Annotated in this window: 11 protein-coding genes and 5 pseudogenes; 6 read left to right on the plus strand and 10 right to left on the minus strand. The window is 61.9% G+C overall.

The genetic code is table 11. The features are described 5' to 3' along the window. Nucleotides 1–5: 5 nt before the first annotated feature. The 4 genes and pseudogenes from istA to M6G65_RS26940 all read right to left on the minus strand — a co-directional run. Nucleotides 6–1,498, minus strand: a pseudogene (istA, locus tag M6G65_RS26925) (IS21 family transposase); the annotation flags it as partial. A 108-nt stretch (nucleotides 1,499–1,606) separates the two neighbouring features. After that, the gene (locus M6G65_RS34110) at nucleotides 1,607–2,614 is read right to left on the minus strand and encodes an ISL3 family transposase (protein ID WP_430929515.1); all 1,008 of its coding nucleotides are present in this window, start codon (nucleotides 2,612–2,614) and stop codon (nucleotides 1,607–1,609) included. 93 nt (nucleotides 2,615–2,707) lie between these two features. Then, a pseudogene (locus M6G65_RS26935) lies at nucleotides 2,708–3,234 on the minus strand (IS630 family transposase); the annotation flags it as partial. Between the two features lie 65 nt (nucleotides 3,235–3,299). Further along, nucleotides 3,300–3,464, minus strand: a pseudogene (locus M6G65_RS26940) (IS481 family transposase); the annotation flags it as partial. A gap of 2,312 nt (nucleotides 3,465–5,776) precedes the next feature. Between M6G65_RS26940 and M6G65_RS26945 the strand changes: the two are divergent. Next, a complete protein-coding gene (locus M6G65_RS26945) occupies nucleotides 5,777–6,370 on the plus strand; it encodes a hypothetical protein (RefSeq protein WP_238199130.1) in 594 nt (197 codons plus the stop codon). Between the two features lie 274 nt (nucleotides 6,371–6,644). On the opposite strand, the gene M6G65_RS26950 is transcribed toward M6G65_RS26945, so the two are convergent. Continuing rightward, complete coding sequence (locus tag M6G65_RS26950) at nucleotides 6,645–6,869, minus strand: hypothetical protein (RefSeq protein ID WP_238199129.1); 225 nt, start codon at nucleotides 6,867–6,869, stop codon at nucleotides 6,645–6,647. 103 nt (nucleotides 6,870–6,972) lie between these two features. Further along, nucleotides 6,973–7,252: pseudogene (locus tag M6G65_RS26955) on the minus strand (transposase); the annotation flags it as partial. A gap of 103 nt (nucleotides 7,253–7,355) precedes the next feature. Between M6G65_RS26955 and tnpA the strand changes: the two are divergent. The 3 genes and pseudogenes from tnpA to tnpC all read left to right on the plus strand — a co-directional run bounded on the left by tnpA (nucleotide 7,356) and on the right by tnpC (nucleotide 9,768). Further along, the gene (gene tnpA / locus M6G65_RS26960) at nucleotides 7,356–7,823 is read left to right on the plus strand and encodes an IS66-like element accessory protein TnpA (protein WP_238199127.1); all 468 of its coding nucleotides are present in this window, start codon (nucleotides 7,356–7,358) and stop codon (nucleotides 7,821–7,823) included. Continuing rightward, nucleotides 7,820–8,176, plus strand: coding sequence for an IS66 family insertion sequence element accessory protein TnpB (gene tnpB, locus M6G65_RS26965; RefSeq protein ID WP_250103102.1), 357 nt, complete (start codon nucleotides 7,820–7,822; stop codon nucleotides 8,174–8,176). The genes tnpA and tnpB overlap by 4 nt, the downstream gene beginning before the upstream one ends. A gap of 68 nt (nucleotides 8,177–8,244) precedes the next feature. Beyond that, nucleotides 8,245–9,768 (plus strand): annotated as a pseudogene (tnpC, locus tag M6G65_RS26970) (IS66 family transposase). A gap of 21 nt (nucleotides 9,769–9,789) precedes the next feature. On the opposite strand, the gene M6G65_RS26975 reads toward tnpC, so the two are convergent. From M6G65_RS26975 to M6G65_RS26990, 4 genes are all read right to left on the minus strand, one after another. Next, a complete protein-coding gene (locus M6G65_RS26975) occupies nucleotides 9,790–10,020 on the minus strand; it encodes a DUF6429 family protein (RefSeq protein ID WP_250103103.1) in 231 nt (76 codons plus the stop codon). A 337-nt stretch (nucleotides 10,021–10,357) separates the two neighbouring features. Next, complete coding sequence (locus tag M6G65_RS26980; RefSeq protein WP_238199124.1) at nucleotides 10,358–11,407, minus strand: hypothetical protein; 1,050 nt, start codon at nucleotides 11,405–11,407, stop codon at nucleotides 10,358–10,360. After that, nucleotides 11,404–12,633: a caspase family protein gene (locus tag M6G65_RS26985; RefSeq protein ID WP_238199123.1), complete on the minus strand. Its 1,230-nt coding sequence runs from the start codon at nucleotides 12,631–12,633 to the stop codon at nucleotides 11,404–11,406. Before M6G65_RS26985 ends, M6G65_RS26980 begins: the two co-directional genes overlap by 4 nt. A 2-nt stretch (nucleotides 12,634–12,635) precedes the next feature. After that, on the minus strand, nucleotides 12,636–14,507 hold the full coding sequence (locus tag M6G65_RS26990) for a peptidoglycan-binding protein (RefSeq protein ID WP_250103104.1): 1,872 nt from the start codon (nucleotides 14,505–14,507) through the stop codon (nucleotides 12,636–12,638). Between the two features lie 524 nt (nucleotides 14,508–15,031). Here M6G65_RS26990 and M6G65_RS26995 point away from each other — a divergent pair. Next, complete coding sequence (locus M6G65_RS26995; protein ID WP_250103105.1) at nucleotides 15,032–16,288, plus strand: hypothetical protein; 1,257 nt, start codon at nucleotides 15,032–15,034, stop codon at nucleotides 16,286–16,288. A gap of 9 nt (nucleotides 16,289–16,297) precedes the next feature. Continuing rightward, a complete protein-coding gene (locus M6G65_RS27000; protein WP_238199120.1) occupies nucleotides 16,298–17,719 on the plus strand; it encodes a hypothetical protein in 1,422 nt (473 codons plus the stop codon). The last annotated feature ends 131 nt before the right edge of the window (nucleotides 17,720–17,850 follow it).

The raw sequence follows: 17,850 nt of genomic DNA on the forward strand, positions 1-17,850 counted from the left end.
CATGGGGCTCTCCTCAGGCTGTCGTAGCGGGCACAATCGGCGACCGGCTCATGGCGCAGCCGCAGGCTCTCGGGCGTCAGGATGGTGACGGGTGCAGTGGGCTCGCGCTGACGGGCGAGGATGTTGAGCACGACGTCGGCCGAGTGCACGCCCTCACGTAGCGCCTCGGCGCAGGCGGCCTCGACCGCGCTCAGCCCGTCGCGCAGCACGGCAGTGAGGATCTCGACCATCTGCCGGTCGCCATCGGCAGAGCCGGCGAGCTTGCGTCGGATCCGGTCGAGGGCGGCAGGCAGAACCCAGTCCTTGAATGGCGCGCCGTTCCTGAGCGCACCGGGCTTGCGGGCGAGCACGGGGACGTAGTGCCAGGGATCGAACACCGTCTGGTTGCGACCGAAGCCGCGGGCATGCTCGCCGACGATGCGCCCGTCCTGACGGATCTCCACGCGCTCAGCATAGGCGCGCACCTCGACCGGCCGCCCGAGGGCAGAGGCTGTGACCGAGTACCGGTTGTTGTCGAAGCGAACCAAGCAGGTCGAGGACACGGCCGCTGGCACGGCATGGAAGCCGTCGAAGCGGCCGGCGTAGGGGACTAGGGCTGCCCGCTCGGCCTCGAAGGCCTGCCACACGGTCCGGTCGGGCTGCTCGGGATGCGTGTGGGCCTTGGCGTAGGCGATCACCCCGTCGAGCAGCAGGGCGTTCAACTCGTCGTAGCTCCTCACCCGGATGCGTGGCGTGAACAGACGCTCGCGCACCAGTCCGACCTGGTTCTCGACCTGCCCCTTCTCCCAGCCCGAGGCCGGTGTGCAGGCCACCGGCTCGACGAGGTAGTGCGAGCACATCTGCAGGAAGCGGCGATTGTAGGCGCGCTCACGTCCGACGAAGATCGCGTCCACGGCGGTCTTCATGTTGTCGTAGATCCCGCGCTGGCAGGCGCCGCGGAAGAAGGCGAACGCCCGGTCGTGGGCGTCGAACACCATCTCCTGGCTCTCGCGCGGGTAAGCCCGCACGAACGGCATGCGCGCGTGGCAGAGCCGGACGTGGGCGACCTTGATCTCTGTGGTCGTGCCGCCGATCAGCACCGTCTCGTGGCTCCAGTCGAACTGGTAGGCCTCGCCCGGCGCGAAGGAGAGTGGCACGAACGCCTGGGCTGTGACCGCGGTGCGCTCGCGCTTCCAGCCCTTGGCGTAGCGGCGCACCGTGTCGTAGCCGCCCTCGTAGCCGAGATCGCGCAAGGCCTCGTAGACACGCGTCAGCGTCAGTCGCTCGCGCCGCGCCTTGCTGGCGTTCGCCAGGAGCATTCGGTCAAGCTCGTCCCGCCACGATCCGAGCTTCGAGCAGGTTGGATGGCGCGGGTGTACCGGAACGCCGTCGCCTCGGAGCGGATGACCTTGCGCACGACCTTGCGCGAGACCCTCAGCTCCCGGCAGATCTGCTTGATCGGCTTCTGCTGCACGAAGTACGCGCGGCGGATCTTTGCGACCGTCTCCACGACCAACATCCCGCGCAAGCCTCCCGTTCGAGCCGGAAGGCAGTGTGGATGACTTGTCCTGGGGGTCCCGTTTGGACGCCGATCACCCCGAAAACGGGGTCCTTATTCCACGCCTAATCACACAGCCATCGCCCTATGGTCTTGCGGTCGAGATCGAGATGGCGGGCTAGGCCGGCGACGGAAGCACCGGCCGCGTGAAGGCGCCGGAGTTCGGTGTGGCGCGCCTGACGGGGAGCGTGCCTTTCCTGCTTGTGTCGGTCGGCCGACGTAAAGGGGGCGAAGTCGGTTCCGCTCGGCCCGAAGCGCGGCGGCCCGTTCGTCCCCAAATGTCCGTGCCACCGAGCGGATCACGCTGTGCTGGCCGGTGACAGCCTCCTGCAGGGCCTCGCCCAGATTGCGCAGCACATGCCAGCGGTCGAGGACATGCACTGCCCCGGGCGCCCCCTGCCGGACGCCCTCGCCGTAGACCTCGGCCCGGTCGCGGGCGACGATCTCGACGCTGGGATGGCGCCGGAGCCAGTCAGCAACGGTGTCTGCGTCGCGATCGGGCAAGAGCTCCGCGATGGCGTCGCGTTCCAGATCGGCGATGATCGTTCCGTAGCGGCGCCCGCGCCGCCAGGCCCACTCGCCGATGGCGATGATGCGTGGCAGCCGTGGTATCGGGGCCGGCCCGGCCCGCACCATGCGGAGGAAGGTGGATGGGCTGGCCGGGAGCGCCAGCCGGTGGGCCAGTCGTGCGGCCGGCGCTCCGCCGAGGGCGAGGCCGAGATGCCGCTGCACATCCTGAAGCCGTCGGGAGCGCCTGGCGCGCGGGACGGCGACGTCCGGCAGGCTCTGGCTGAAGGTGCGGCGGGGGCAGACGGGGTTGCGGCAGCACAGGCGTCGCAGGCGCACGCGTAGGCTGACGGACCGCCCCTGCCAGGGCAGGTCGGCGAGGCGGCGCTCGTAGGAGCCGTTGCTTCGATCCGAATGCCTTCGACAGACCGGACAGCACGATGCCGCCGACCGCGGCACGGCCAACACCGTCACACGCCCGGGCTCGGAGGCGACCGCGATGACGCGCAACGAGGACGGGACGAAGGGGAGCAGGCGCTTGGGCATGGGCGGCTCGGGGATCGCATTCATCCCATCCGAATCGACGCTACGCTCGACAGCTCCCGATCATCCCATTCCACCACACGAAATGACGGAGAACCCAAAGTTCTACGCCGTTTGACAGGCTGTAAGCCGGCAGCGCTCGCCGCGTGGGGCCCAGCCGTAGCGCCGCGCCATGTTGGTGGCCGCCGCCAACTCGTCCAAGAACACCAGCCGGTCCGGATCGAGCTCGGGCTGCGCCTCGAACCACGCCTCGCGCGCCGCTCTTACGTCGTCACGCTCCTGCTCAGCTGCGAACGTCGCCCCCTTTTCCAGCTGATCGCGTGTCGCTGGAAGAAGCGCGACAGGCCGCTTGTGCTGGTCTGGACGCCCTGCTCAGCCAGTCGGTCGCGCAGTTCGCGCAGGAAGAGACGCGGCTCCTGCTGGGAGGTCGCCAGGATCAGTGCGGCATGCGCCTCGATGCGCTTCGAGGTGTGATCGCCGCCCATCGGCTTTGGCGCGACATGGCCCTCTTGGTGGGCGCGCTGCGACCAGCGGCTGGCGCTGGACACGCTGACCCGGAAGCGAGCTGCGGCGCGGTGGCACGAGGCCCCTGCCGCCACGGCAGCCACGACACGCTCGCGTAAGTCGACGGACAAAGGTGAAGGCATGGGCATGCTCCTTCACCCAATAACGCGCCACCCGCTCACCCGTCGCAAGCGGCCCGGGACCGGCTCTAGATGTTTGGACCCGGCATTTGGTGGATCGGGTTTAACCTGAAGCGGACGGGCACAGCGGACCATGCCTTGCAGATAGCTTCGTAGGGCGTGAGGCCGCGCAGGGTCTTCACACGGCGTGCGAAGCTGGCGCTGACGAAGTCAGCCAAGTGAGCGCAGAGCTGTGCGTCGCTGCCTCGAGGCGCACCCACGAAGCTTTCGCGAAACAAGCTTACTATGTAAACGAAACCAATCCCCAGATACTCGACTAATCACGCCACTCGAAAGACACCTGCACATTAAAACGAAGAGAGCATTCGCCACGAAGTCGCGCCTGAACTCATTATGCGCCCAAGTCGGCTCCTGAGATAGAGAGGATACTTTCTCAAAGCGAGAGTCCCCCCTTCTCGACGCGGGCGCATGTCCCGTCAAATTTCGCAAAACCTGACCTTGCCGGAACTGCCGGAAGCCTAAGCTATCTTAAACAGCATTGCGTTGGCGCGCCGTTTGGTGGATGGTAGGCATTACTTAGATCAGGGGGAAATCGAGATATGGTAACCCGGCGCTCGCTGTTACAGGCACCTTTGGCTGTGGCTTGTTCCTGCTGCTTATCGAGGACGGCTGGAGCGCAAGTGCCTTCAGGAGCTTATATAAGATCACATCCTCGTCTTTGTGGAATCGAGCCGGGTTACGAAGACGAGAATTTCAAGTACGACATGCGGCGTGTATTGCCTCGTTCCGGCTTTAGTCAATTTGATGACCATCTCGCCGAGGAAATAAACGCATTGAACACATTCTTTGTTTTCTTGAATAGTCGATATGCACCAGAAGTATTTATTTACGACGACAGAGCTGCGCCATTCGGCGGCATAGCTCTACGGGTGGATGGAGCTCACGCGCGCATACTAATTGGACTTTCTCTCTTGATCGCCGAGCAAAAGCGCGTTGGCGAATCGTGGCCTTCGAGCGTGATCGGCGCCATGGCGCACGAATGGGCTCATGCATATCAATATCGGGCAGGTCTCGACGACAAGCTTGAACTGCACGCAGACTACATGTCGGGATGGTACATGGGCCACAAGCAACGATATGGATTAGCCATGGATATAAACGTTTTTAGTGACGCCATATATCTACGTGGGGGGAAATCGGGTCAATTCCGGGGGAGGCCGTACGGCAGCCCGGAACAACGCGTCGCTGCAATGCTCGCCGGGCGCTCTGACGGATACAGCAGAGCGTCGCTTAACACACAATTCACCTCATCTTACGTTAACGCAGCCTCAAATCGCGGGTACTCCTATGTTTCTACGCTGTAATACCTCGAAACTGCATCGCCAGGTCGTGGCCAGTGGTGCACTATATTTAGCTTGCCTTTGTCCGTGCATGTCAGCGGATTGTTCCTCCATAAACTCGATTAGAGCATATGCGAAGAATAGATTTGCGGAGATTTCCGGCAAGAAGCGCTTCGAGTCAAGCTCATATCGGGCGACGTCGTTCTCGATGGAAGGCGGCAAATGCCGCATCAACGAACTCTCCGAGGATGAGCCTGAATATCGATGTAGCTGGTACTTCAAAAATGCTAATGAGGGGACATCGTTTTTCCAGGATTTTCTCAGAAATCTTAGGGCTTGCAGCGACAACTCTCCTTCCGTTGATCAAAGCGGAGACTATCGATGGGCCACCTTTTCCGATGGACCTCACGAGTTCAAATTACAAATAGACTACGGCTCACGGGTATGGGAAATTCAATTTTCCTATCAGTAGTGCCCCGTGGTTTCGCTGTGGGGCCAATATTATTGCTTGCGCTTGCGTGTGTCGAGCCAACACCGTCCCACTCGGACGAGTTTTGTTCTGGACTGAACCGAGCTCTTATGTCAGCAGGGGCGCACTTCAGCTCGATCAGGTCTGGGTTTGACTTTAATACGCACAGCTACGGCTCAAAGGTAACTCTGGGACGTCTATCTACTTGCGAAATCTCAGGCGACGAAGCGCAGGCGGAATTTGAATGTCTAGAAGAGTTTGCTGAGGCGCCGGATGCTAAGGCCGTGTTCTCGATGATGGCGCGGAGCTTGGAGGTGTGCCTGGCCGGAAATGCAAGGAAGGGGAATATGTCCGACAACGCCCGGAGGTATACATACTCACAGACCGATGACGATATCGAACTGCATTTGCGGAGATTGCCTAGGAGCGGGGTCTATCAGGTCGTGCTCTCCATCACGTTCATCGATCCGAGCAAGTAGGAGCGATGTATGCATCTAAAACGTTTGAGCATTATTGGACTGCTGCTCTGCTATAGTAACGGTGGAGAGGCGCAAGTTCCAAAGCTTGAAAAGCAGTGCCGAACCAAGGTCATCGCCTTATTGACGCGCGATGGGGGGATAGGAATCCCCGAAGATGTACCATTGCCGAAAGCGTCGGCGGCGGTGGCCCGGGACCAATTGGTCAACGAATGTGTAAGATACATCAGAAAATACGGAGATTATCCAGAGAGCTGTCCATGCCCATTGAGGTAACCCGAAGCCTCGCCTGTTTACTTACCTTGACGGCACTAACATTACCGGCAGAATGCCCAGCGCAGTCATCAGAAAAAGATGATGCAAGGCGACGGATAGAGGCGCTTGCTCAGAAGTCTCGCGCCGATCAGACCCAGGGCATTTGCCAGTCGTTTGAGCCCGCCGTCGCAGAGAGTTGCCGCGCGTACAACGTAGCGAGATTCAAGGCGGAAGCCGAGCTGGCAGGAATCAGGGTGAAGGTCTTCCAATGGCAAATAATGGCGTCCAACGTGGTGCTGATGCTAGTCGTATTACTGACGTGTGCTGGCGTTGCGCTTGCAGCTTATCAATTGTTATGGTCTCAGAGATGTTCAGCTCGAGACCTCGCGCAGTCTGAAGCAGAAGATTTAAGAAATTCAAAGACCAATTTGGAGTTCAGCTCTTCAGGTGTTAAGATTCAGAGCTCTATAGTTGGAATAACAGTTTTGGGGATCGCTTGCCTGTTCGTAATCGCTTTCCTCAATACCGTCTACCGTATTGAGGTAGTGCCCGGCCGCGCCGTCGACTCTGTCCGGGCGGGCGCCGCAGCCACCGAATAGGCTTAGTATCTTAATAGCCATTTGAATCGATCTACCGGCTTCCAAATTGTCCGGTAGGTTTCTTTGAGGCCGCAAATGCATCTTTCAGCTTGAGTATGTTTACTTGAGGCCAGTGTGAAATTACGCGCGGAGGCCTCTTGATGCACGTTCCGCTCGGATTGTCAGAGTCGTCAACTGGCCGTTGTGATGACCAGAATGACGAGAAGGGTGAAGCACGATTACAGCAAAATATGATCTACAGCTGTGGGCGCTTACGGCGGTCTACACTGTCCGCCTATAAGCTGCGCTGCATTTCGTTCGCGGGTGCCCTGTTGCCGTTAATAACTGATAAATCTGAATTGATCTCGATTAAGACTTCAAGGAATGCGCGGTAGGAATCGACCTTCTCCACTTTAGCATCAACGCTTACGGTTGGCTTGCCGTGTCCGCGATCAAGCACCGCGGTTGCTGCTGCTACATGGGCGGCCGCAGGGGCGCCATCATCCATCGCCACGTTCACGAGACGCCCAGCATCTCGGCCGTGTAGGCACACGGTGCCTCTCGTACCTCCAGCGCCACCGATGGCCGGCCACCCGGGTTCGGCGAAGGGGCGACACGCTTGAATCGGCAATGGTGCGGAAATCCGATTGGTTCGGGCCGGTCACGGCAATGACGTCGACCCGCTCCTCGCAGGCACGGGCGAGTTGGCGCGGGGAGTACAGGCCGCAGCTATAGCCGTAGAGCAGCAGGGCCACCATCATGTAGGGATGATAGCACGGGGTATCCGCGCTCCTCTGTGTAGGTGGCGAAAATGGCCGAGCGCTCGAGCGCCTACCGCACCGCATCGCTCACGAGGTGCGCCATTTGCCCGAGCGGCACGAACTCGTGCAGCAAGGGCGGCAGTGGCCAGCCCTGATCGGCATCTCACGTGTGAAACAGCTTAGCCATGAGCCGGGTGAATCGTATGCGATGTTTCGAGCCCACCTTTCGCTGGCCGGCGTAGAGGATGATGCTGACGGTCCCTGGATGGGATCGTTTTGTATCTATGGTCGAGCATATGGTCGAGCCGCCGCAAACCGTTCGGCGGTTTGAGGTGATCACCACCGCGAGCGGCCGGCGACGCTGGTCGCAGTCCGAGCGCAGACGGATCCTGGCTGAGGTCATGGCACCGGGTGCCGTCGTGTCGGTGGTCGCGCGCCGGAACGGGATGAGCCCGCAGCACCTGTTTACCTGGCTGCGCGAGGCGCGGAAGGCGCCGACAGTCAGTGGAAGGGCAGCGGCCTTCGTACCGGTTCTCCTCGATGAGCCTGCCTCTGCGTCATCCGCATCGTCGCCCCGGGCCGGCATCCGTCCTCAGAGCAGGCCTGCTGTCGGGATCGAGGTGGAGATGGCCGGCGCCGTGGTGCGCATCGGCGCGGACGCAAGCGAGGCGCAGATCACCGCGGTGATCCGGGCGCTGAAGGCTTGCCCATGATCGGGCCCTCCGGCGCGGTGCGCGTGATGCTGGCCACCCGGCCGGTGGACTTCCGCAAGGGCATGGACGGGCTGGCCGCTCTGGTCCGGGACGCGATGGGTGGAGATCCGTTCTCCGGTACGGTCTACGTGTTCCGGTCAAAACGCGCCGACCGGGTGAACCTCCTGGTTTGGGATGGAAGCGGACTGATCCTCGCGGTCAAGCGTTTGGAGGCTGGCCAGTTCTGTTGGCCGAAGATCGAGGACGGCGTGGTCCGGCTGAGCGCGGCGCAGCTCGCGGCGCTCGCCGAAGGTTTGGACTGGAAGCGCGTCCATGCGGCGCGTGCCGTGAGCGTGCCGGCGGTTGCAGGCTGAGCAAAAAGACTGGCGGACGGGCTTCATCGCGGTGGTAAGTCACTGGCGGATCTGCTCTAATCCGCTTCGTGGCCGCGCCTGCTTCGCCCTCGTCCGACGATCCCGAGACGCTCAAGGCGCTGCTCGCCGAGGAGCGCGCCGAGAACGAGCGGCTGCGCCAGATCATCCTGGCGATGCAGCGCCACCGCTTCGTACGTCGCGCCGAGAGCCTGCCCGAGGATCAGCTTCTGCTCGGGCTTGAGGAGGCCGAGCAGGTCGAGGCTGCGCGCTTTGCCGCCGAGGAAACGGAGCCCGCCAAGAACGAGGCCCGGAGGGTCAAGCGGCGCACGAACCGTGGTGCACTGCCCGCCCATCTGCCGCGGGTCGAAACCGTCGTGGATATCGGCAACCTCGTCTGCCCATGCTGCTCGGGCGCCCTGCACCGGATCGGCGAGGACGTCTCTGAGCGCCTCGATGTGGTGCCGGCGCAGTTCCGAGTGCTGGTGATCCGCCGCCCACGCTATGCCTGCCGGGCCTGCGGGGACGCTGTCGTGCAGGCACCCGCGCCGGCGCGGGTGATCGAGGGCGGTCTACCCACCGACGCTCTGGTCGCGCAGGTCCTCGTCTCCAAATACGCCGACCAACTGCCGCTCTACCGGCAGGCGCAGATCTTCGCCCGCCAGGGCGTCAGCCTCGACCGCTCGACGCTGGCCGACTGGGTCGGGCGCGCCGCCTTCCTGCTTCGGCCCGTGCACGGGCGACTGCTGGAGACGCTCAAGCGCTCGGGCAAGCTGTTTGCCGACGAGACCACGGCACCGGTGCTCGATCCGGGCCGCGGTCGCACCAAGACCGGCCAGCTTTGGGCGTATGCGCGCGACGACCGGCCCTGGGGCGGGACGGATCCGCCGGGCGTCGCCTACGTGTACGCGCCCGATCGCACAGCCGGACGACCGATCGCGCATCTCTGCGGGTTTGCAGGCGTGCTGCAGGTCGACGGCTACGCGGCCTACGAGAGCCTGGCCAAGGGCGGCGCAGTGCGGCTGGCCTAAAGCTGGAGCCATGTGCGCCGGCAATTCTATGATCTCGCCGCCGCCTCGCCGATCGCGACGGAGACGCTGTCGCGCATCGCCGCGCTCTACCGGATCGAGGCCGAGATCCGCGGTCGCTCGGCCGAGGAACGACAGGCGGCCCGGCAGGAACGAAGCCGGCCGGTGGTCGAGGCGCTGGAGGCATGGTTGCGGGAGAAGCTCGGCCTCTTGAGCCGCAAGAGCAACTTGGCCGAGGCGATCCGCTACGCCCTGAGCCGCTGGGCGGGGCTGAGCCTGTTCCTCGACGACGGGCGCGTCGAGATCGACTCCAACACCGTCGAGCGGGCGATCCGACCTCTGGCCCTCAATCGCAAGAATGCGCTCTTTGCCGGATCCGACGGCGGGGGCGAGCATTGGGCGGTGATCGCCTCGCTGATTGAGACCTGCAAGCTCAACGGCGTCGAGCCGCAGACCTACCTGGCCGACGTCATGACCCGCATCGTCGAGGGGCATCCGCAGCGGCGCCTCGACGAGCTTCTGCCCCGGGCCTACCCGAGCACACCCACGCTCCAAGCCGTGGCCTGAGAACGCCGCCACCCTGGCGCGTCAGACGGATCGTGTGAACAGGGTCCGAAACAGCGCCTCGGATTGGCGCAGGCCCTCGTCGGTCAGCACCACCGACTTGGCGCGCCCGACCGGGTCGGCGATGAGCCCCTTGGCGTGGAGACGGCCCAGCGCAGCCCAGTCGAAGCCTTTCCAGGTCCGACGCTCGTCGTGGAGCGTCAGCCACAAAAGGGCGAGCACCGCCTCGCCGATGCGTTCCTCGCCGACCGCCATCCCAGCAGATTAGCACGCCGCGCTCAGACCGGGCGTGGTGCCAGCCGATCGGTTACAGATAAAGATCGTCTCCGGCGAGAACTCTGAACCCATGAGCGGGCCCCAGTGCCACCAACTCAGGGCCGTGGCGCATGAGCGCGTCAGTTGGGAAGAAAAGCCGGTCGCTAAGGAACGACCCCTGCGCCGTCAAGAACCGCGGCTTATAAGAAGGTTGGAATGTGAGGTTATTCTGGTAATGCTGTGTCTTATGCGTAACCCAGGAACTATAAATCGCTTACACATCTATTAAAAAGTCGCAAGGACGGTATATGCGTTTCTGAAGATTATATACGACAGATCATCGTTCCATTCTATACGTCGTGGCGATGGCTCCATGCAACATCGCCGGCGCAAAAGGCTGAACCTGCGCAAGCGCTTTGTTTGCCAAGTTCAACGCGGCTTCATCGGAGAAGGGGCCCCCTGGCCTAGGACCATAGGTGCGGAGCCGGTCCACCAAATAATTGACGCCAAAACTGAACGCCGGCAGACCTGCCTTTGCTGCCGCTGAGAAGAAGGCGAGGGCATCTGAGTGCAGACCAAGACGCGCGGCGGCTTCCCCGGCCAATACGGCGGCGTCGCTGATATCTGGCCGTAGCTTCGCCGCTCTCGCAAACGGACCAAACATTTGCGCGATGTCTCCACTGCGCAGCAATCCATAACCTAATAGCATACTTGCGGCCGGATGATTGCCGAGATATCGGAGGACCTCCTTTCCGGACATACTGTCGAGAATGACTGCAACTTCACGTACTTGACCCGCTGCGCGGAACCGCATCATGTCGTCCACGATCGGAACTCCGGTCGCTAATGTACAAGAGATGGTCGTGGCCGTTGGCGTCAGCTCGACAGTTGCACCCGACGCGATTACGACCGACAGTAGCAAATCATTCTCAAGCCACAACCTGACAGTCGCGACTCCCTCATTCGCACCGCGGGAGACTCGGATCGAAGAACTCTCGGTGTCGAGTTCGACTGCGCTTGCGATGTTCTGACGCTTGCCGCTTCCTAGGATGAGTTGAGCACGCGTCGCCGCGGGAAAATGGGCGCTCGCGGCTACCCGCGAGGTGACCTCCGAGTCGATAAAAGCGGTGACGGCGGGAAGCGTACCTAGCTTTTTGTAAATGCCCTTCATTGAGCTTGCCGATTTTTCCGTTATATCCACCGCGGTCGCAGCTGTGGTTCCGTTCGGGAGCGCTACCGAAACGTAGGCAACCTGATCGGTCTTGGCCGCTTCCGTAATCGCCTGCGAGAGTCCAGAAACGGTCGAGCGCGCGAGTAGCGCGAAATTTTGGTCTCGCACTTCTGCAGGCAAGCCGCCCAGCCGGTTTTTTAATCGTTCGGTCCTCATGCGGAAGGTTCGGCAATGAAGCTGAGATCGAAATCGAAATATGGCGGCTTTATCGTGATGATTTGCTTACTGAATGCGCGATAAGTCGCCGCAACTTCCGGCAAAATCTTTGCGCTGACCACATATCCCCCGGCCCGCGCGCGGTACATTCGTGCGGTCTCACACGGCGGCCCGAAAGTGTAGGGGGCTGCGTCTTGGAGCGCGTCGAGCACGACCGAGGTATGCGGCACAGCGTCGGAAGGGCTGATTGTGAACCGGCAGTCGACCTCTGGCGGTTCTTTAAGCGTGACAATTGGTATGTCGAGCTTAGTCCATTTATCGAAGGAAAGACTGCGCAGGTCGCGGCCGCGCTTGTTATTGGCTTCGTCAACGAGCCGCGCCATGGCTTCTGCCATAGAGCCGATCGTTACCGTCCATCGATCGCCGCTCGGCCCCCGGATGAGATCGGCTCCCCCCCCGCTCAAGCACGCCAACACATCTGCTCCAAAAGCCGAAATACCGCATGGGAGAAGCGAGCCGAACGCGGGTCGGCCGACCGAGGCGCCGAAGAAGATCGGGGCGACGCGATCGTCTCGCCCTCCCTCGCTTATATCCCAAATCGTCGCTGGCACCGGGTTGGCGAGCGCCTGGATACCCCTGACGTCTGTGCGACAGGCATCGACGAAATAGAATTGGGTTCGCGCCCGGCACTCGAACGGCGGCTCGGCCATGCCGTTGTAGATCTCGATAAAGTCAATAGCGCGGCCGAGAAGTGACTCACTTGGGTCGAGGAAATCTGCGAGTAGAAGCAGTGAGTCCCCACGCGTCCGCTGTATTCCGTGACCGGAATAGTAGAAGAGCGTCGCGCCGGTTGGATCCTGCGAAGCGTCGATGCGCCAGGCGCGGACCGCCCGCTTCAAATTCGCCAACGTGGCCGGCAGACAATTTGCAAGCACCGGATGCTCGTAGGCCTCGACCTCGCTAGGTGACGCGAGTAGGCGGATGGTGCGCACCGGCCAGGCGAGCTCGGCGGACGGCTCAAGTAGCCACCGCTGAATTTCGCTTGCCGTCCGAGCAGCCGAGTCGAGCTGATCGAGACCGTAATTGTTCTGTTGCTCCTCTTCGCCTCCTTTGAGGAACTTGTAAGAGCTGATGCCAATGAGTAGGGCATGCAGACCCGGCCCATCGTCTGCGGAGCGGTAGATCAGACCCGTGGAATCGGGCGACACAGTCACACCCTGCGCCATTTCTAAGCTCCGAGAATTGACCAGTCGAGCGCCACATCGAGCGAGGGCGTGTAAATGCCGTCCGACCGTCCCTGCGCGCGCTTCTTCTGGAGCGCGTGAAGCGCGGCAGACGTCGCCGGACCGAATTCACCATCGGGAGCACTGATACCCAGCTTTTCCTGCATGGCACGCACGCGCTCGCCGGACGAACCGAAGCGCAGCCGCCTCGGCGGTGCGCTTCTCGCGAGCGCAGCCTCGGCGCCGGTGAGCAGCATATAGAAATACGGGGCTCCAGGGGTGCCTGCTGGTCCAACTTGGCCAGCCATCTCGCGGAATTTCGCCCACGGTCCCCTGTGGTCACCAGCGGGGCTCGCCGAGCCGACCACCACTTGGCAGCCGACCGACGAGAATGCTGCCGTCGTTTGAAAGAACGTCGGGTGTATGTTGTCACCAGGGGTGCAGACGTGCGCCATATCGCCGAGTGAGTACTCGAGGTCAGCTGAGCTGCGGCGTACCACGACCTCTCTGAAGACGCTTGCCGTCTTCCGGAGCAAGAAGCAGCCCGGCTTCCCGTTATGGGTGCCGACAATATAGCCGTAGAGACCAGTCGAGAGCAGGTTTCCCCTGTCGTGTTTCGCGCGCCATGACACGACCGCCGCAGCATTCGGTACCGTAGATCCGGCGAACACTGCGATCTGGCTCTTTGCGCGGTCCCAGACGCCGAGGACGCAGCGCGCCACCTGATGGTCAGGGCGGATATCGCGAAGCGTCACCGACTCTGAGAAGCCGCCGCCGCCATCGACGATAGCACAGCCGCGCAGGCCAAAAAGGATTCGGGCACCGTCGGGCAGCGCGAAGTCGTTGGCCTCGCTCAGCGCTTCCAGCGCAGCGGCGTTGAGCCGGAAAAGTCCACCGGTCGGGGGCGCCTCGACGAGATGCGCGTAATCCGGAGACCTTTCGTCCTCAGCCCAGCGGACCGCCGCCGCGCTGATCGCCGGCGCAAAATCGAACGCGTCGGCCTGTCCCTCGAATTCTGCGCCATCGGGCGCCTCTTGGTCGTCAGAGGTGCCAGGTATTCCCGCGCCGGAACCGTCATCATCAGAAAGGTCGAAACTTGGGACAAAGGGCGCGGATTGCGTCGTGAGACCGTAGGCGAACAGCGCTGCCTCGTTCTTGCGTCGCCTCGTCATCTCGGCCTCGATAGCCGTGCCACGCCAAAGCCGCGTCATCGAACGTATTAGGTCCGGGATTCCAGTAAACTGCTTCGCCGCCATGGCGTCCTTTATCGCGCGCATTTCGCGATAGCGGTCCTTCGGATCCTTCGCCGGATTCCACCGGATCGCGAAGGAAGCGCCGCGATTGAACGTGAGAGAAACAAGCGCGCCGAAGCTATCAGGCGAGAGTTCATCGGTGTTTGCAAGCGACGACATCGTCAGAAGCACGAACTTCGGAAGCGTGCGGGCTTTGAAGACGCGCTCTGACATGTCCCAAGACACGCGTATGTCCGACATTGACGCGGCGAGCGCCGCCAGCGCCGGGTCGCCGTGGCGGCCGCATGCCCTCGCGAGCCGGTCTAAAGAATTGCTGCCGAGCTCGGCCCAGTCACGGCGCAGGTCAGCGGCAGAAACATACCCGATGTCGTATCCGAACCCGATCGTGACGCCGGACGCTCCGGCCGGCCAGATTGGCCGCGCTTTGATCACCTTTTCATAGAACGGGCGGCCGCCTGTCTCATGGCGGACGATAAGCGCCAAAGCCGCGTCCGACACCGGCAAGGGCGCCACCCCGAAATCGGGCACGAAGGGCTCTTGTTCGGCGTCGGCGATTTCCGCTTCGCGGTCGGCCAGCGCCTGAAAATCGTAACCGCTCTCGCTCGGATAGCCCGTATCGTTCATGTCTCTTCTCCCGCTTCCCCTGGAGCGACGATCGATTCGAGATGGTCCCATCCGCTGCTTTGAAATGGCGAGACAGTCTAACTTGACTTCCGAGAAAATCCAGCCATTATTATCTCCGCAGCTCAATATCCATCTGACGTTAGATGCGGCTCGTTGCCAGGATTCGCGCGGCTTTACGTCTAAGTTTGTACAAACCGTACTGTGTCCGATTTTAGAGTTATCTCGGATATCTCTCGCAACGATAATCGAGTTCAGAGCTCTAAGACCAAACCTCAAAGTTTGTTGGGTTGAGATGAGAGCGCAATAGAATGATTTGGGATAATTGACGCGCTCTGGCGGTCATCTTTCGCGGTGCCGCCGGTACTTTCTCTTTTGTTGGCGTGCTCGGTGCTCCTCATTTCGACGGCAGTCGGCCTTCCGATCTGACGCGGCACGATACGCCCGAGAGTGCTGTTGATCGATTGTAAGGTGAGACGGCGATGTCAGTCGTAACCTGGCCTGGGCAAAACCGACCTTATGCTCTCTTGTGCTTCGACGCGGACGGTGCCGAAAGGCCCGCGAGCGGTGGCATCGCGTCTGAAGCGCTGCTGAATGCCTCGGCAGACCCTACCGATATCTTTATTAATATCCACGGCTGGATGGGTGATATCCCAGCCGCAATCGACCAATATAACCGCTGGTTCAGCTCTCTACTCGCGCTTCACGATGTCAGCGCGCGTCTTGCTACATTTCGGCCGCAGGGCTTCGTACCGATGTTGGTGGGGCTGCACTGGCCGAGCCTGCCCTGGGGCGACGAGGAATTGCCCGCTGCGGCGAGCTTTTCACCACCAGAAGGGCGGGAGGTTGATGCACTCGCCGACGCTTATGCCGGACGGTTAGGCGAGCGACCGGGACTACGTGAAGCGCTCAAGGTCATCATCGCCAACGCGCTCGCCGACAGTGCGCCCCAGACGATGCCGGAGACCGTTCGAGCGGCCTATGAGGCGCTCGACCTGATGATGACTGAGCTTACCGTCGGCGGCCCGACTGCGCAGCCGGGCGCTGACAACCCTCCCTTCGACGCGCCTGCAATTTTCGAGGCGTCAAGCAGCGGTCCAGCTTCGTTTGGACTTGAGAGGTTCGGCTCTCTGCTCGCTCCGCTCCAGATGCTGTCGTTCTGGAAAATGAAGGATCGCGCGCGGAGCCTCGGTGAGGTGAGCTTCCACTCGCTCTTACGGCGACTCGCGGACCGCTATCCAATGGCGCGGCTGCACGTGATGGGACATAGCTTCGGATGCATCGCCGCCTCCGCGGCGATTGCCGGGGGACCGGGTGTACAGGGCAACCAAATCGCTTCGCTTGCCCTTATTCAGGGTGCGCTTTCACTCTGGTCCTACGGCTCGAACAACGACTACGGCAGCGGACGTGGCTATTTCGAGCGGTTGATCGGGGGCCGGCTCGCCGACGGCCCCATTGTCACGACACAGAGCCGCCACGACCGCGCCCTATCGTATTTCTACCCGCTCGGCGCCGCAGCGCGGTGGCAGATTGACTTTGATGCGGGCAAACTGCCGCGATTTGGCGCTCTGGGCATCTACGGCGCACAAGGCCTCGGCGCTCCTGTCCGCAACATTGCGATCCTCGACGCGGGTGACGCCTATGACCTTGCAGGTGGGGCCATTCATAACATCGAAGCGAGCCGCGCCATCTGCCGCGGTGACGGCGTGAGCGGCGCACATAGCGACATTGCTGGACCCGAGGTCGCGCACCTCATCTGGAGCGCCGCAGTGGCAACAGGATAGGAGCACGTGGTGGCGGAACGTGACGTCGCGAGCGCGAAGTTCGCGTCATTCGGCATTGACGCCGAGACGAGCAGGCCTCTCCCGGATCCCGATCCCTCGGGCTTTGCCAAGCGAGCCTCGACGGACGCCAATGATCCCGCGGCGATCCGGCGGCACGAAGACGCAATGACCTTCGGGACGGTCGTTGAGGTCAATGAGGAGGATCTCTCCAGCAGCGGGTGGGGGATTGTATTTGCTGCTGCCGACCCCAGGGCGGAAGAAATCGAGAACGCACTCGCCCCGTTGATTGAGCATCGAAAGATGCAAGCTGGCTTGCAGTTCCGCATTTTCAAACATGACCAGGGGGTTCGGGAAGGCGACACGGCCGAGGCATGGCTCGAACGGCTTGATATCGGCCTTGATCTAGTCGAGCCCGCCAAGGGAGCGCCGTATTATCTTCTGTTGATCGGCGATCTAGAGCAAATCACCGCCGAATTTCAGTATCGAATAGACCTGTATTGGGCCGTTGGACGGATACATTTCGACACGCTGGAAGCTTATCAGAACTATGCTGCCAACGTGGTTCGTTATGAGACCGCGCAATCGATCCCGCACCGACGCACAGCAGCAGTCTTCGCACCGAGGCATCTTGGCGACCAAGCAACGGAGATGTTTAACGAGATGGTCGCTGCGCCGCTCGTCGCCACCGCGCCACTGAACGATTTCTCCTGGGAACCGATGCTCGCTGCGGCCGCGACCAAGGCAGCGTTCTCGGAGCTTATCACCGGCAAGCGTGATTGCGGTTTGCCGGCGCTGCTTTTCAGCGGCGGACATGGAATGGCTTTCCCGCCCGAAGACCCGCTGCTTCCGGTCACCCAAGGCGCGCTCGTCTGCCAAGACTGGCGTGGGCCCGGGACAAAAATAGAAGCCAGCCATTGGTTTGCAGCCTCCGACCTGCCTGAAGGCGGCGTAGCGGCAGGAGCAATCCACCTACTGTTTGCCTGCTACGGCGGCGGATATAGTGCGACGGATACCTTTCGCGATCGAGGAGCTGCGCGCCGCATTGCTGATCGCCCTGGAATTGCGCGGCTTCTCCAGGCGATGCTCGGGCGAGCGGACGGCGGACCGCTCGCGGTGATCGCGCACATTGATCGAGCCTTCGCCTATAGCTTCGCGACGCTGAGGATGGGCGAGCAGGCACAGGGCTTTCGCAGCGTCCTATTTGCGCTGATGCTAGGTCGGCGAGTTGGCAGCGCGCTCGATCGTTTCAGCGTCAAGTGGGCCTCCATCGCGACCCAGATCGCTGATCTTTCCCGGTCTCAAGAAACGGGGGAAACGGATCGAAAGCTTTTACAGCTCTGGATCGCCCGCGATGATGCTCGCAACTACATCGTATTTGGCGATCCGGCGGTGCGCCTGCACCCGTCCATTACGAAATCCGCCCCTCGGTAGACGCCAGGCACCCGTCGCGAGGGGCTGCTTCCGACCCGTAAGAGACCCTTCGAAGGTCATATCGCAGGCCGCTTAATGGAATAAAGACGTACGATCGGCCGCTTCCGGATGAACGTCTCAAGCGTAGTCGA

This window comes from Methylobacterium tardum, from assembly GCF_023546765.1.
Lineage (GTDB): Bacteria > Pseudomonadota > Alphaproteobacteria > Rhizobiales > Beijerinckiaceae > Methylobacterium > Methylobacterium tardum.

Excerpts from the sequence above, each read along its gene's own strand:
- M6G65_RS26985 (WP_238199123.1), bottom strand. The coding sequence starts at position 12,633 with ATGGCGCAGGGTGTGACTGTGTCGCCCGATTCCACGGGTCTGATCTAC.
- M6G65_RS26990 (WP_250103104.1), bottom strand. The coding sequence starts at position 14,507 with ATGAACGATACGGGCTATCCGAGCGAGAGCGGTTACGATTTTCAGGCG.
- M6G65_RS34110 (WP_430929515.1), bottom strand. The coding sequence starts at position 2,614 with ATGAATGCGATCCCCGAGCCGCCCATGCCCAAGCGCCTGCTCCCCTTC.
- tnpB (WP_250103102.1), top strand. The coding sequence starts at position 7,820 with ATGATCGGGCCCTCCGGCGCGGTGCGCGTGATGCTGGCCACCCGGCCG.
- M6G65_RS26945 (WP_238199130.1), top strand. The coding sequence starts at position 5,777 with ATGCCCATTGAGGTAACCCGAAGCCTCGCCTGTTTACTTACCTTGACG.
- M6G65_RS26980 (WP_238199124.1), bottom strand. The coding sequence starts at position 11,407 with ATGAGGACCGAACGATTAAAAAACCGGCTGGGCGGCTTGCCTGCAGAA.
- M6G65_RS26975 (WP_250103103.1), bottom strand. The coding sequence starts at position 10,020 with ATGGCGGTCGGCGAGGAACGCATCGGCGAGGCGGTGCTCGCCCTTTTG.
- tnpA (WP_238199127.1), top strand. The coding sequence starts at position 7,356 with ATGATGCTGACGGTCCCTGGATGGGATCGTTTTGTATCTATGGTCGAG.